The organism is Novilysobacter antarcticus (genome assembly GCF_019802285.1).
In the GTDB taxonomy this organism is placed as follows: domain Bacteria; phylum Pseudomonadota; class Gammaproteobacteria; order Xanthomonadales; family Xanthomonadaceae; genus Novilysobacter; species Novilysobacter antarcticus.
This window is the reverse complement of sequence record NZ_JAIEUJ010000003.1, coordinates 156,725-169,131: the sequence shown is the minus strand read 5'-3', so window position 1 is coordinate 169,131 and position 12,407 is coordinate 156,725. Positions and strand designations below refer to the sequence as shown.

The 12,407-nt window shown below is 67.6% G+C and carries 13 protein-coding genes and 1 riboswitch; of the genes, 9 read left to right on the top strand and 4 right to left on the bottom strand.

The genetic code is table 11. From position 1 onward, the window contains the following. Window position 1 precedes the first annotated feature (1 nt). Both pyrF and ettA read right to left on the bottom strand, forming a co-directional pair. The gene (pyrF, locus tag KZ491_RS09860) at window positions 2–829 is read right to left on the bottom strand and encodes an orotidine-5'-phosphate decarboxylase (protein WP_222565694.1); all 828 of its coding nucleotides are present in this window, start codon (window positions 827–829) and stop codon (window positions 2–4) included. 75 nt (window positions 830–904) lie between these two features. Beyond that, entirely contained in the window at window positions 905–2,572 is a 1,668-nt protein-coding gene (gene ettA / locus KZ491_RS09855) for an energy-dependent translational throttle protein EttA (protein WP_222565693.1), read from the bottom strand. Between the two features lie 189 nt (window positions 2,573–2,761). Between ettA and glyA the strand changes: the two genes are divergently transcribed. Genes glyA through ribD form a run of 3 tightly spaced genes read left to right on the top strand, consistent with a single transcriptional unit; the run spans window position 2,762 to window position 5,688 of the window. Continuing rightward, window positions 2,762–4,015, top strand: a complete 1,254-nt coding sequence (gene glyA / locus KZ491_RS09850; protein ID WP_222565692.1) for a serine hydroxymethyltransferase — start codon at window positions 2,762–2,764, stop codon at window positions 4,013–4,015. 3 nt (window positions 4,016–4,018) lie between these two features. After that, window positions 4,019–4,540 (top strand): transcriptional regulator NrdR, encoded by a 522-nt coding sequence (gene nrdR, locus KZ491_RS09845; protein ID WP_043959356.1) that lies wholly within the window; start codon window positions 4,019–4,021, stop codon window positions 4,538–4,540. Window positions 4,541–4,581: 41 nt separating this feature from the next. Next, window positions 4,582–5,688: a bifunctional diaminohydroxyphosphoribosylaminopyrimidine deaminase/5-amino-6-(5-phosphoribosylamino)uracil reductase RibD gene (gene ribD / locus KZ491_RS09840; RefSeq protein WP_222565691.1), complete on the top strand. Its 1,107-nt coding sequence runs from the start codon at window positions 4,582–4,584 to the stop codon at window positions 5,686–5,688. Between the two features lie 46 nt (window positions 5,689–5,734). Here the strand turns inward: ribD and KZ491_RS09835 are convergent, their stop codons facing one another. Continuing rightward, window positions 5,735–7,153 carry a dihydrolipoyl dehydrogenase gene (locus KZ491_RS09835; RefSeq protein ID WP_222565690.1) on the bottom strand — a complete coding sequence of 473 codons (1,419 nt, stop codon included), beginning with the start codon at window positions 7,151–7,153 and terminating at the stop codon, window positions 5,735–5,737. A gap of 134 nt (window positions 7,154–7,287) precedes the next feature. Here KZ491_RS09835 and KZ491_RS09830 point away from each other — a divergent pair, with 134 nt between their 5' ends. The 6 genes from KZ491_RS09830 to thiL all read left to right on the top strand — a co-directional run bounded on the left by KZ491_RS09830 (window position 7,288) and on the right by thiL (window position 11,848). Next, window positions 7,288–7,668, top strand: coding sequence for a TraR/DksA family transcriptional regulator (locus tag KZ491_RS09830; protein WP_222565689.1), 381 nt, complete (start codon window positions 7,288–7,290; stop codon window positions 7,666–7,668). A gap of 106 nt (window positions 7,669–7,774) precedes the next feature. Continuing rightward, a riboswitch (FMN riboswitch) is annotated at window positions 7,775–7,958 on the top strand. A gap of 139 nt (window positions 7,959–8,097) precedes the next feature. Continuing rightward, window positions 8,098–8,712 carry a riboflavin synthase gene (locus KZ491_RS09825; RefSeq protein WP_222565688.1) on the top strand — a complete coding sequence of 205 codons (615 nt, stop codon included), beginning with the start codon at window positions 8,098–8,100 and terminating at the stop codon, window positions 8,710–8,712. Further along, window positions 8,709–9,827, top strand: coding sequence for a 3,4-dihydroxy-2-butanone-4-phosphate synthase (ribB, locus tag KZ491_RS09820; protein ID WP_222565687.1), 1,119 nt, complete (start codon window positions 8,709–8,711; stop codon window positions 9,825–9,827). The genes KZ491_RS09825 and ribB overlap by 4 nt, the downstream gene beginning before the upstream one ends. 54 nt (window positions 9,828–9,881) lie before the next feature. After that, a complete protein-coding gene (ribH, locus tag KZ491_RS09815; RefSeq protein ID WP_222565686.1) occupies window positions 9,882–10,349 on the top strand; it encodes a 6,7-dimethyl-8-ribityllumazine synthase in 468 nt (155 codons plus the stop codon). Beyond that, window positions 10,346–10,807, top strand: coding sequence for a transcription antitermination factor NusB (nusB, locus tag KZ491_RS09810; RefSeq protein ID WP_043959362.1), 462 nt, complete (start codon window positions 10,346–10,348; stop codon window positions 10,805–10,807). The genes ribH and nusB overlap by 4 nt, the downstream gene beginning before the upstream one ends. Window positions 10,808–10,867: 60 nt before the next feature. Beyond that, window positions 10,868–11,848, top strand: a complete 981-nt coding sequence (thiL, locus tag KZ491_RS09805; protein WP_222565685.1) for a thiamine-phosphate kinase — start codon at window positions 10,868–10,870, stop codon at window positions 11,846–11,848. 33 nt (window positions 11,849–11,881) lie between these two features. Here the strand turns inward: thiL and KZ491_RS09800 are convergent, their stop codons facing one another. Further along, the gene (locus KZ491_RS09800) at window positions 11,882–12,367 is read right to left on the bottom strand and encodes an asparaginase domain-containing protein (RefSeq protein WP_222565684.1); all 486 of its coding nucleotides are present in this window, start codon (window positions 12,365–12,367) and stop codon (window positions 11,882–11,884) included. Between the last annotated feature and the right edge of the window lie 40 nt (window positions 12,368–12,407).

The window sequence follows — 12,407 nt, the reverse complement described above, 5'->3', positions numbered from 1 at the left end:
TTCAGCGGTAGCGGTTGATCTGCTCGCGCAGCGTGCGCGCCGCGCTCGCCGCGGCATCGGCGAAGTCATCTCCCGACGAGGCGTACAGCACCGCACGCGAGGAGCTGATCACCAGTCCGTTACCGTCTGCGGTCCGCGCGTTGGTGACCACTGCTTCCACGTCGCCGCCCTGTGCGCCGACGCCGGGCACCAGCAACGGCATGTCGCCGACGATCGCGCGGACCTCGCGCAGCTGGCCCGGCCAGGTCGCGCCCACCACCAGCATGCAGTTGCCATGCCCGTTCCAGTCGCGCGCGATCATCTCCGCGACACACTGGTAAAGCGGCCGGTTGCTGCCATCCTCGCGCTGCACCGGGAGGTCCTGGAGGTCGCTGGCGCCGGGGTTGGAGGTGCGGCACAGGATGACCACTCCGCGGTCGGCCCGGTCCAGGAACGGCTGTACTGAATCGCGGCCCAGATACGGGTTGGCGGTGACCGCGTCGGCGCCGTAGCGGTCGAACGCCTCGGTCGCGTAGTGCTGTGCGGTGCTGCCGATGTCGCCGCGCTTGGAATCCAGGATCACCGGGATTCCCGGGTGGCGGTCATGGATGTACGCGATCAGCCGTTGCAGGCTGTCCTCGGCACCGAGCGCGGCAAAGTGGGCAATCTGCGGCTTGAACGCGCACACATGCTCGGCCGTCGCGTCAACGATGTCGCGGCAGAAATTGAACACCGCATCAGGGTCGTCGGCGAAGCGGGCCGGGAACTTCGACGGCTCCGGGTCCAGTCCCACACAGACCAGCGAATCGGCGGCCGTCCAGCGCTGCCGTAATGCCTGCATGAAGCTCATCGTCCTCTCCCGGTGTCGGTGCGCGCATGCCCACCAGCGCGGTGGGCATGCGGGGGTGCGTGCTCTTGCCCGCGGTTACTTCAGGGCCTTGAAGCGCAGGCGCTTGGGCTGCGCGCCTTCCTCGCCGAGGCGACGCTTCTTGTCTTCCTCGTACTCGCGGTAGTTGCCCTGGAAATACTCCACGTGCGAGTCACCCTCGAAGGCGAGGATGTGGGTCGCGATGCGGTCCAGGAACCAGCGGTCATGGCTGATCACCACCGCGCAGCCCGGGAACTCGAGCAGCGCATCCTCGAGCGCGCGCAGGGTTTCCACGTCCAGGTCGTTGGACGGCTCGTCCAGCAGCAGCACGTTGCCGCCCTGCAGCAGGGTCTTGGCCAGGTGCAGCCGGCCGCGCTCACCACCGGAAAGGGTCCCGACCAGCTTCTGCTGGTCCTGGCCCTTGAAGTTGAACCGGCCCAGGTAGGCGCGCGACTGGATCTCGATGCCGTTGATGTTGAGGATGTCCGCGCCACCGGAGATTTCCTGGAACACGTTGTGGTTGCCTTCCAGCTTGTCGCGGCTCTGGTCGACATAGGCGATGTTGGTGGACGGGCCCTTGATGATCTCGCCGCTGTCAGGAGTCTCCTGTCCGGTGATCATCTTGAACAGGGTCGACTTGCCGGCGCCGTTGGGGCCGATGATGCCGACGATCGCGCCGGGCGGAATGATGAAGCTCAGGTCGTCGATCAGCAGGCGGTCACCAAAGGACTTGGAGACATTCTTGAACTCGATCACCGAGTTGCCCAGACGCTCGCCGGGCGGAATGAAGATCTCGTTGGTCTCGTTGCGCTTCTGGTACTCGACCGAGTTGAGCTCCTCGAAGCGGGCCAGACGGGCCTTGCCCTTGGTGCGGCCGCCCTTGGCATTGCTGCGCACCCATTCCAGTTCCTTGGCCAGCGCCTTCTGGCGCGCCTTTTCACCGGACTCTTCCTGCTTCAGCCGCTCGCCCTTCTGCTCCAGCCACGCGGTGTAGTTGCCCTTCCAGGGGATGCCGCGGCCGCGGTCGAGCTCAAGGATCCACTCGGCCGCGTTCTCGAGGAAGTAGCGGTCATGGGTGACGGCCACCACAGTGCCGGTGTAGCGGGCCAGGAACTGCTCCAGCCATTCCACCGACTCGGCGTCCAGGTGGTTGGTGGGCTCGTCCAGAAGCAGCATGTCGGGTTTCTGCAGCAGTAGCTGGCACAGCGCCACGCGGCGCTTCTCGCCACCCGACAGCTTGCCCACGATCGCGTCCCACGGCGGCAGGCGCAGCGCGTCGGCGGCCACTTCCAGCTGGTGCTCCAGGGTGTGCGCGTCGCCGGCGGCGAGGATCGCCTCCAGGCGCTGCTGCTCGGCGGCGAGCTTGTCGAAATCGGCGTCTTCCTCCGCGTACGCCTCATAGACCCGGTCCAGCGCGGCCTGGGCATTGATCACCTCGCCCAGGCCTTCCTCGACCGCTTGGCGCACGGTGTGCTCGGGGTTGAGCTGCGGCTCCTGGGCGAGGTAGCCGACCTTGATGCCCTTGGCCGCGCGCGCCTCGCCGCTGTAGTCCTGATCGACGCCAGCCATGATCTTCAGCACGGTCGATTTGCCCGCGCCGTTCAGGCCGAGCAGGCCGATCTTGGCGCCGGGGAAGAAGGACAGCGAGATGTCCTTGATGATCTCGCGCTTGGGCGGAACGGTCTTGCTGACACCGTTCATGGTGTAGATGTATTGCGACGACATGGGGATGCTCCGCGGACAGGCGACCACGCCCCGCACGGGGCCGGACGATGGAAAAGGATTAGCCGGCCATTATCGCGCATCTACAGGTTTTTTGCAGGGGCGGCAATCCCCTGCGGGTCAGTTTGGCGGGCGCGGCGCGGCGGAGGCTAAACTGGGGGACTTCCTCCCTCATCCGATCCTGGAGTGACAATGTTCCCGCGCGACGCAAGCATCGAAGGTTTTGACCCCGAACTCGCCCAGGCCATCGCGGACGAGAACCGCCGCCAGGAAGACCACGTAGAGCTGATCGCCAGCGAGAACTACGCCAGCCCGCGGGTGATGGAGGCGCAGGGCAGTCAGCTGACCAACAAGTACGCCGAGGGTTACCCCGGCAAGCGTTACTACGGTGGCTGCGAGTTCGTGGACATCGCAGAGCAGTTGGCGATCGACAGGTTGAAGGAGCTGTTCGGCGCCGACTACGCCAACGTGCAGCCGCATTCGGGTTCGCAGGCCAACCAGGCGGTGTATTTCTCGCTCCTGCAGCCCGGCGACACTGTGCTGGGAATGAGCCTGGCCCACGGCGGCCACCTCACCCACGGCGCCAAGGTCAACATCAGCGGCAAGCTGTTCAACATCGTCCAGTACGGCGTGGACGACAGCGGCATGATCGATTACGACGAGATGGAGCGGCTGGCGCTCGAGCACAAGCCGAAGATGCTGATCGGCGGCTTCAGTGCCTACTCGCAGGTGGTGGACTGGGCGCGGATGCGCGAGATCGCCGACAAGGTGGGCGCGGTGTTCTTCGTCGACATGGCCCACGTGGCCGGGCTGATCGCCGCCGGCGTGTACCCCAACCCGCTGCCGCACGCGCACGTGGTCACCTCGACCACCCACAAGACCCTGCGCGGCCCGCGCGGCGGCATCATCCTGGCCAAGAATCCCACCGAGGATCTGGTCAAGAAGCTGCAGAGCATCGTGTTCCCCGGTCTGCAGGGTGGCCCGCTGATGCACGTGATCGCGGCCAAGGCCGTGGCATTCAAGGAAGCGCTGGAGCCGGAGTTCAAGACCTATCAGCAGCAGGTGGTCAAAAACGCCCAGGCGATGGCCGAGACCATCATCCACCGCGGCTACAAGATCGTTTCCGGTGGCACCAAAAACCACCTGATGCTGATCGACATGATTGGCAAGGGCATCACCGGCAAGGACGCGGAAGCCGCGCTGGGCAAGGCCCACATCACCGTCAACAAGAATGCCGTGCCCAATGACCCAGCCAAGCCGTTCGTGACCTCCGGCCTGCGCATCGGCACCCCGGCGGTGACCACCCGTGGCTACCGCGAGCCGGACTGCGTCGCGCTGGCGAACTGGATCTGCGACGTGCTCGACAATCCCAACGACGAGCAGGTCATCGCGACGGTGCGCGAGAACGTCACCAGGCAGTGCGCCCAGTTCCCGGTCTACGGCTGAACCTTGCACTGCCTTTTCTGCCAGCACGTCGACACCCGCGTCATTGACTCGCGGGTGTCCGACGACGGTGCGACGATCCGTCGCCGCCGCGTGTGCGAGGCCTGCGGTGAGCGCTTCTCCACGCTGGAGACGATCGAGCTGAAGCTGCCGGTGATCATCAAGTCCGATGGCCGCCGGGAAGCCTTCGATGCCCGCAAGCTGCGCGCGGGCTTCGACCGGGCGCTGCAGAAGCGGCCGGTGGCCGAGGAGCAGATCGAGGCTGCGGTGCGGGCGGTGGTGCACCAGCTGCGGCGCACCACCGAGCGCGAGCTGTCCTCGATCCGGGTCGGCGAGTTCGTCATGGGCGAGCTGCGCAAGCTCGATCACGTCGGCTACGTGCGTTTCGCCTCGGTGTACCGGGCGTTCCAGGACGTGGCCGATTTCCGCGACGAGCTCGACCGGCTGGAAAGCGACAACTCCGCCGATGAGCAGCTTTCGCTGCTGGGCGGTGACGAGCCGTCGCCGTCGGCGACGCGCAAACGCTGAGGCTGCCCGCGAGCGCGCCCATTTATTGCAGGACCCTGTTGATGCCCGAGTTCACCGCCACCGACCACCTGATGATGATGCGCGCCCTGCGGCTGGCCGAGCGTGGCGCCTACACCACCCGGCCCAATCCGATGGTCGGCTGCGTGATCGTCAATGGTGATGAGGTGGTCGGCGAAGGCTGGCACCAGCGCGCCGGTGAAGGCCATGCCGAGGTGCTTGCGCTGCAGGAAGCCGGCAAGCGTGCCAAGGGTGCGACCGTGTACGTCACGCTGGAGCCGTGCGCGCATACCGGCAGTACCGGCCCATGCGCCGATGCGTTGATCGCCGCCGGCGTAGGACGCGTGGTGGCGGCGATGCGGGATCCTTTCCCGCAGGTGGACGGCGCGGGCTTCGAGCGGCTGCGCGGCGCCGGCATCGAGGTTGCGGAGGGCCTGATGGAAGACCAGGCGCGCGCGCTCAACCGGGGCTATCTGTCGCGGGTGGGCCGGGGTCGGCCGTGGGTCCGGATCAAGCTGGCGACGAGCATGGACGGGCGCACCGCGCTGGCCAACGGCGAATCGAAATGGATCAGCGGCCCGGATTCGCGCAACGACGTGCAGCACTGGCGTGCCCGCGCCGGGGCCATCCTCACCGGCGCAGGCACCGTGCTGGCTGACGATCCGTCGCTGACCGTGCGGCTGGACGAGGACATTGCATTCGTGCCGCCCTTGCGCGTGGTGCTGGACCCGGGTCTGGCCACCATCGCGCGTGGCAAGGTCCGCGAGGGCGATGCGCCGACGCTGTACATCCACGCCCCCGACACCAAGCTCGCCCGCGGCATCAGCGCGCAGCTGGCGGTGGTGCCGGTCAGCGCGGGGCGCTTCGACCTGGCGGCGGTGCTCAAGCTGCTCGCTGATCGCGGCATCAACGAGGTGATGGTCGAAGCGGGGGCCACGCTGGCGGCGGCCTTCCTGGAGGCCAGGCTGGCCGATGAGGTCCTGCTGTACGTGGCGCCTGTCCTGCTGGGCTCCCAGGCGCGACCGTTGTTCGATGGCCTCAATGTGGATCACATGGACCAGGTGATGCACATGGAAATCGTCGAGACCCGGGTGCTGGGCAAGGACATCCGGGTGTTGCTGCGTCCGCTCCAGCCAGAACCCTCAGTCTGAGCCTGGCCCTGGCTGCCAGCGCGGCCATGCCAAACGCGAGCTCCGGCTAGCCGAGTGCCCAGTCGATCGCCGGGCGGCACAGTGGCAGGTCGGGTTGTTCACGTCGCTTGCTCAGGGCCCGGCGGGCGGATTGCAGGGCGGTGCGCAGGCCTTCCTCCACGGTGGGGTGGTAGAAGGGCAGGTGCAGCATCGTGTCGACCGTCATCCTCTGCTGGATGGCCCACGCAAGCAGGTGCAACAGGTGTTCGGCGTCCGGTGCAACCGCCTCTGCCCCGAGAATCCTGCCGTCAGCCTCGTCCACGTACAGGTGCAGCAAGCCCGCGTTGCGCCCGGCCATCACGGCCCGGCCCTGACGGCTGTAGTCAACGCTGCCCACCACGACGCCGGCAGCCGGCAGCTCCCGATGGCGAAGACCGGCCTGGCCCGCGCCCGGCTCGGTGAACACGATCCCCAGCGGCGTGCGGCGCATCAGGCACTCGGCCTCCGGGTGCAGCGCTTGGTAGGCCGCGATGCGTCCCTCGTCGGCGGCCTCGTGCAGCAGCGGCCGGTGCCCGTTGACGTCACCGGCGAGGTAGATCGGCAGATCGCCCACGCGCAGGGTCGCCGGGTCGAAGACGGGCACTCCGCGCTGGTCCAGCTCAACGCCCAGGGTGTCCAGCCCGAGGCCCTCGATATTGGGTTGCCGACCCAGCGCGGCGAGCACCCAGTCCACCGTCACTGCCTTGTTGCCGTCGTCCAGCGTGACGCCCGCGTTGTCCGCGCGCACTGACACCTCCGCGTCGGTGGTGATGGACATGTGCTTGCCGAGGGCCTCCACCAGACTGGCGCTGACTTCGGGGTCGCTCAGCCCGGCGATGCTGCTGCCCTTGGTGAATGCATGGACCTCGCATCCCAACTGGGCGAACGCCTGGGCCAGCTCAACGCCGATCGGACCGAGTCCGACCACGCCCAATCGCTGCCCCGGAGCCACCATTTCAAACACGTCATCGGACGTGACCAGCCGGTCGCCCACCTCCCGCCACGCCTCCGGCACGATCGGACGGGTGCCGGTGGCGATGATCACCACCTCGGCGTGGATCTTCTCGCCGTTGACCTCAAGCGTCTGCGGGTCAAGGAAGCGCGGTCTACCGTGGATGCTGCGGTCGCCCAGGTCGTCCGCGATCTCGATGGACCCGGCGGTGAAGCGGTCGCGCAACTCGCGCACGTGCGCCATGACGGCGCGCAGATCCGGCGTCATCCCTGCGGTACCGTCGATCCCGACCGTGCCGAGCCACTCCCTGCGCGAATAGGTATGGGCAACCTCGATCAGCGCCTTGGAGGGCATGCAGCCCACCCGCGCGCAGGTGGTGCCATAGGGGCCGTGGTTGATCAGCAGCACGTCATCGGTGTAGCGCCGGGCTTCCTTGAGCGCGGTGAGGCCGGCAGTCCCTGCGCCGAGGATCGCGATGCGGACGCGTCGAGTCATGGAGGTGGCTCCCTTGTTCGGTTGGCGCACCAGTATGACTGGGGGTGAATGATGCACTGATTGACAGGAACCGGGCCCGACGTTCGCTATGCTCAGGGACCCCGATCCGCCACAGGGCCAAAAGGAGCTGAAGCATGACCAGTTTGACCACGACGCAGCGCGAGCATCTCGCCAAAATCATGGATGAGCGTGAGCCGGTGCTGCGCAAGGAAATCCGCGACGGACTCAAGCGCATGCGCGTGGAGGGCTACGATGAGTTGCTTTCCGGCACCTCCGACGCGGGCGACGAGTCGCTGGCCTCGCTGGTGACGGACGTCAACAACGCGGACACCCAACGCGATGCCGTGGAGCTGCAGGACATTTTCGCCGCCCGCGCTCGGATGGCCGACGGAACCTACGGGATCTGCATCGACTGTGACGTGGCGATTCCGTACCAGCGCCTGGAGGCGTATCCGACCGCGAAGCGGTGCTTGGAGTGCCAGCAGGCTCACGAAGCCAAGCGGTCGCGGCGCTAAGCATCGTTTGGGCGAGTGGCAGGTCGCACCGTTCCACCCGCCGCGGCATCCCAGCGCTCGCCCGACTGCTAGAATCGACCGGTCCTCGCACAGTCGAGGGCACACGTAACGTCTTCAGGGCGGGGTGCGATTCCCCACCGGCGGTAGGTCGCCGGCAACCGGTCCATCAGGGCCGGATGCCACGACAAGCCCGCGAGCGCTCCGATACTGGCCACGGCCGGCGTCGGGGGTCAGCAGATCCGGTTGGATTCCGGAGCCGACGGTCATAGTCCGGATGAAAGAAGACGGCTGCGCATGGCCTGGTGCCGTGCGCATGCCATGCCTTGTGGCGTTTTTCGCAGACCTTTCGAGCGGGAAACGATCCATGTCCAGAGTTTTATATCTGCCTTGCCATCCTTACGCCGGCTTGCCGCAGCGGGAGGCGTGCTGATGTTCACCGGCATCATTGAAGGCGTCGGCCGCATCGCGGCGCGAGACGCGGTCGGCGGCGACGCCCGGCTCACCATTGAAGTCGGGTCCCTGCCGTTTGACGGGGTCGCGCTGGGCGAGAGCATCGCCGTCAATGGCACCTGCCTGACTGTCGTCGAGTTTGACTCCGGCTCCTTTCAGGCGGATGCATCAAACGAGACCCTTGACCTGACAACGCTGGGCAGGCTCCCCGTGGGCGCACCGGTCAATCTGGAGCGCGCAATGCGCCCGACCGACCGCCTCGGCGGCCACCTGGTCAGCGGCCACGTCGACGGGGTCGGTGCGGTCGCGGCGATCAGCGACGATGGCCGCGCCCAGCGTTGGCGCTTCACCGCGCCGGCGGAGCTGCTGCGCTACATCGCGCGGAAGGGCTCGATCTGCGTGGACGGGGTCAGCCTGACCGTCAACGAGGTTGACGAGACCGGTTTCGCCGTGGCGCTGGTGCCGCACACCGTCTCCCACACCGCCTTTGCCGCCACCCACGTAGGTGACGCGGTCAACCTGGAAATCGATCTGGTGGCGCGCTACGTCGAGCGCCTGCTGGGCCACGCCGACGCCAACGGAGCCACCCCATGAGTTTCGCCCCCATCCCCGAACTGCTGGAAGAGATCCGCGCCGGCCGCATGGTCGTGATCGTCGATGACGAGGGCCGCGAAAACGAAGGCGACCTGATCATGGCCGCCGAGCTGGTCAAGCCGACCGACATCAATTTCATGGTCACCCACGCGCGCGGCCTGGTCTGCCTGTCGCTGACCCGCGAGCGCTGCCGCCAGCTTGGCCTGCCGCCGATGGTGCGCGACAACACCTCCCAGCACCACACCAACTTCACCGTCAGCATCGAGGCCGCCGAAGGCGTCACCACCGGCATCTCCGCCTACGATCGCGCGCACACGGTGCGCACCGCGGTGCGGCCGGATGCGGATCGCAGCGACCTCAACCAACCCGGGCACATCTTCCCGTTGCAGGCGCAGCCCGGCGGCGTGCTCAGCCGCGCCGGCCACACCGAGGCGGCCGCGGACCTGGCGATGCTGGCGGGCATGGAGCCGGCCGGCGTGCTGGTGGAGATCCTCAACGCCGACGGCACCATGGCCCGGCGCCCGGAGCTGGAGATCTTCGCTGCCGAACACGGCCTGAAAATCGGCTCCATCGAGGACCTGATCCGCTACCGGCTGGAAACCGAGCACACGGTGGAACGTGTCGATGCGCGCACCATCGAAACCGAGCACGGCGCGTTCCAGTTGATGAGCTACCGCGACCGGCTGAGCCACGGCCTGCATTTCGCCCTGACCCTGGGCGAGGCCGATCCCGCTGTGCCCACGCTGGTTCGGGTGCAGGTGCAGAATCCGCTCGCCGATGGACTGCGCTGGCGCCGTCCGGACTTCGGTCCGGCGGTTGGAGACGTGCTTGCCGCCATCGCCGCGGAGGGTCGCGGCGCGCTGGTGCTGCTGGAGGACCGCGCCGACACCGACGCGTTGCTCGCGCGCATCCGTCACGCCGCCGACCAGACCCCGCCGCCTGCCAGTGAGGGCGAGACGCTGCACGAGTGGCGCCGCAACGGCGCCGGCAGCCAGATCCTCGCCGATCTGGGCCTGGGCAAATTGCGGGTGATGGGCACGCCGCGCAAGCAGGTCGGCCTGGCCGGCTTCGGGCTCGAGGTGGTCGAGTACGTCGACCCGGCGACGGCGCGCTAAACTGTCCGGTCGCGCTTCGGCGCGATGTCGCTTCCCTACAAGGCGTTCGTTCCCATGTCCCATATCGAAGGCGACCTGCGCAGCCCCGTCGGCGCGCGTTTCGCGATCATTGCCAGCCGCTGGAATCCCCGCATCACCGACAGCCTGGTCGAGGCGGCACGCACGGCGTTTGCCGAGCACGGCGTCGCCGCCGACGCTGTTGACGTGGTGCGGGTGCCCGGCGCGTGGGAGATTCCCGTCACCGCGCGCCGCCTGGCCACGGCCGGCAAGCATGCGGCGATCGTCGCCCTGGGCTGCGTGGTGCGCGGCGACACGCGCCACTACGAACAGGTCGCCGATGGCTGTTCGGAAGGCCTGATGCGGGTCGCGCTGGATACCGGAGTGCCGGTCTGCAACGGCGTGCTGGCGGTTGAACGGCATGAGGATGCGCAGGCGCGAGCCGGCGGCAACCACGGCAACAAGGGCGAGGAAGTGGCGATGGCCGCGCTGGAAATGAGCAACTTGATGGAGCGCCTGGCATGAACCAGCGCCGACGGTCCGGCGGCATCGATCCGATCGGCCGCTCGCGCGCGCGCCGGCGTGCCCTGCAGGCGCTGTATGCGTGGCAGATGTCGGGCTCGCGGGCCAACGAGATCGTCAGCCAGTTCGCCCATGAGCAGGCCCGCGAAGTTGCCGACCTGGCGTACTTCGAGGACCTGGTGCATGGCGTGGCCAAGCACCGCGCCGAGCTGGACGATGGCCTGGCGCCGTTCCTCGATCGCGACATCGGCCTGGTCGATGCCATCGAGCTGGCAGTGCTGCGGATCGCCGCCTACGAACTGCTGCATCGCCCCGACGTGCCCTACCGGGTGGTCATCAACGAGGCGATCGAGTCGGTCAAGCGCTTCGGCGCCGAGCACGGCCACACCTACGTGAACGGCGTCCTCGACCATGCCGCCGCGCAGTGGCGTGCGGTAGAGGTGGGTGCGTCCAAGCGGTAACCGACGATCGGCCGACAACATGGCCCCGTCAGCGCGTTCAGATCCGAGGGAGGAGGGCGCATGGCCGAGTTCGACCTGATTGAGCGGATCCGCTCACGCGTGCCTTCCCGCGCGGATATCGTGCTGGGCATCGGCGATGACGCGGCGGTCGTGCGGGTGCCGCCCGATCGCGAGCTGGTCATCTGCGCCGACACCCTGAATGCCGGGGTGCATTTTCCGCTGGATACCGCGCCGTTCGATATCGGCTGGAAGGCGCTGGCGGTCAACCTCTCCGATCTGGCCGCGATGGGCGCGCAGCCCGCCTGGTGCACGCTCTCACTGTCGATGCCCGGCGACGATCCGATCTGGCTGGACAGTTTCCTGGACGGTTTTTTGGAACTTGCCGGGCAACATGGAATCGCGCTGATCGGCGGCGACACCACCCGCGGACCGCTGTCGATCGGCGTAACGGTGCATGGGCTGGTGGAGCCCGGTCGCGCCCTGCGTCGTGGCGGCGCGCAGCTGGGCGACGAGATCTGGGTCAGCGGCACCTTGGGCGATGCCGCGGCCGCGCTGGCGCTGTTGGCAGACGATTCGCCCGAACCTGGGACCTTGAGGATCGCCGCATCGAACCTCACAGCGCTGCGCGAGCGTCTGGACCGGCCGCAGCCGCGGGTGGCCGTCGGCCTGGGCCTTCCAGGGGTCGCCCATGCGGCGATCGATATCTCCGACGGTCTCTGGTCCGATCTGGGCCACCTGTGCAGGGCAAGCGGGCTGGGCGCCGTGGTCGAGGTGGACGCGCTGCCGTTCTCGCCGGCGCTTTCGCAGGCGTTCGCCACCGAAGCCCGCCGCACGCTGCAGGCGTCTGGCGGAGACGACTACGAGCTGTGTTTCACCGCCGCGGTCAGCGCTCGCGCGCAGGTCGAGGAGATTGCGCTGCATGCCGGGACGTCGCTGACCCGCATCGGGCGGATGGTCGCAGGCGCCGAGGTGGCCGGGATCGTCGCCAACGGTGCTCCCTGGCTTCCTGCCCGCACCGGCTGGGTGCATTTCTCGGACTGATCCGGTGCGCGCGATGTCGCGCCGTTCAAGGTCTCAGAGCGGTTCGAAACGGTTCGCGTCGACGTTCTTGCGCACCTGTGCGGGGTCCCAGATGCGCCCGTTCATGGCGATATGCACCCCACCGGGCAGCGACTGCACCGCACCCACGGCGGTGCCGATGTTGAACACCGCGTCGGAGCCGTGGAAACGCGCCGGATTGAGTGCGCCGGTCAACACGATTGTCTTGCCTTCGATGCCAGCCAGCACCTTGGCGGTTTCGACCATTGAATCGGTGCCGTGCGTCACCAGCACGTGGCGGATGTCCTGTGCGGCGATGGTGGCGCGGATCAGTTCACGGTCGCCGTCGTCCAGATGCAGCGAGTCCTTGCGCAGGATCGGGATGACCCGGTAGCGGAAGGCCACGCCCAGCTCTTCCAGGATGCGGCCGATCTGCGGCTCGCCGATCTGGTAGTCCGACTTGTCATCGAAGTAGATCTTGTCGATGGTGCCGCCGGTGGTGACGATGCAGAGCTGGTCCATGGAGCATCCGGGCTGGAAAGGACCGCCGATTATAGGCCCG

Bases quoted from the DNA above. Each gene is read 5' to 3' on its own strand.
- pyrF (WP_222565694.1), bottom strand. From the start codon at position 829: ATGAGCTTCATGCAGGCATTACGGCAGCGCTGGACGGCCGCCGATTCG.
- ettA (WP_222565693.1), bottom strand. From the start codon at position 2,572: ATGTCGTCGCAATACATCTACACCATGAACGGTGTCAGCAAGACCGTT.
- glyA (WP_222565692.1), top strand. From the start codon at position 2,762: ATGTTCCCGCGCGACGCAAGCATCGAAGGTTTTGACCCCGAACTCGCC.
- ribD (WP_222565691.1), top strand. From the start codon at position 4,582: ATGCCCGAGTTCACCGCCACCGACCACCTGATGATGATGCGCGCCCTG.
- KZ491_RS09835 (WP_222565690.1), bottom strand. From the start codon at position 7,153: ATGACTCGACGCGTCCGCATCGCGATCCTCGGCGCAGGGACTGCCGGC.
- KZ491_RS09830 (WP_222565689.1), top strand. From the start codon at position 7,288: ATGACCAGTTTGACCACGACGCAGCGCGAGCATCTCGCCAAAATCATG.
- KZ491_RS09825 (WP_222565688.1), top strand. From the start codon at position 8,098: ATGTTCACCGGCATCATTGAAGGCGTCGGCCGCATCGCGGCGCGAGAC.
- ribB (WP_222565687.1), top strand. From the start codon at position 8,709: ATGAGTTTCGCCCCCATCCCCGAACTGCTGGAAGAGATCCGCGCCGGC.
- ribH (WP_222565686.1), top strand. From the start codon at position 9,882: ATGTCCCATATCGAAGGCGACCTGCGCAGCCCCGTCGGCGCGCGTTTC.
- nusB (WP_043959362.1), top strand. From the start codon at position 10,346: ATGAACCAGCGCCGACGGTCCGGCGGCATCGATCCGATCGGCCGCTCG.
- thiL (WP_222565685.1), top strand. From the start codon at position 10,868: ATGGCCGAGTTCGACCTGATTGAGCGGATCCGCTCACGCGTGCCTTCC.
- KZ491_RS09800 (WP_222565684.1), bottom strand. From the start codon at position 12,367: ATGGACCAGCTCTGCATCGTCACCACCGGCGGCACCATCGACAAGATC.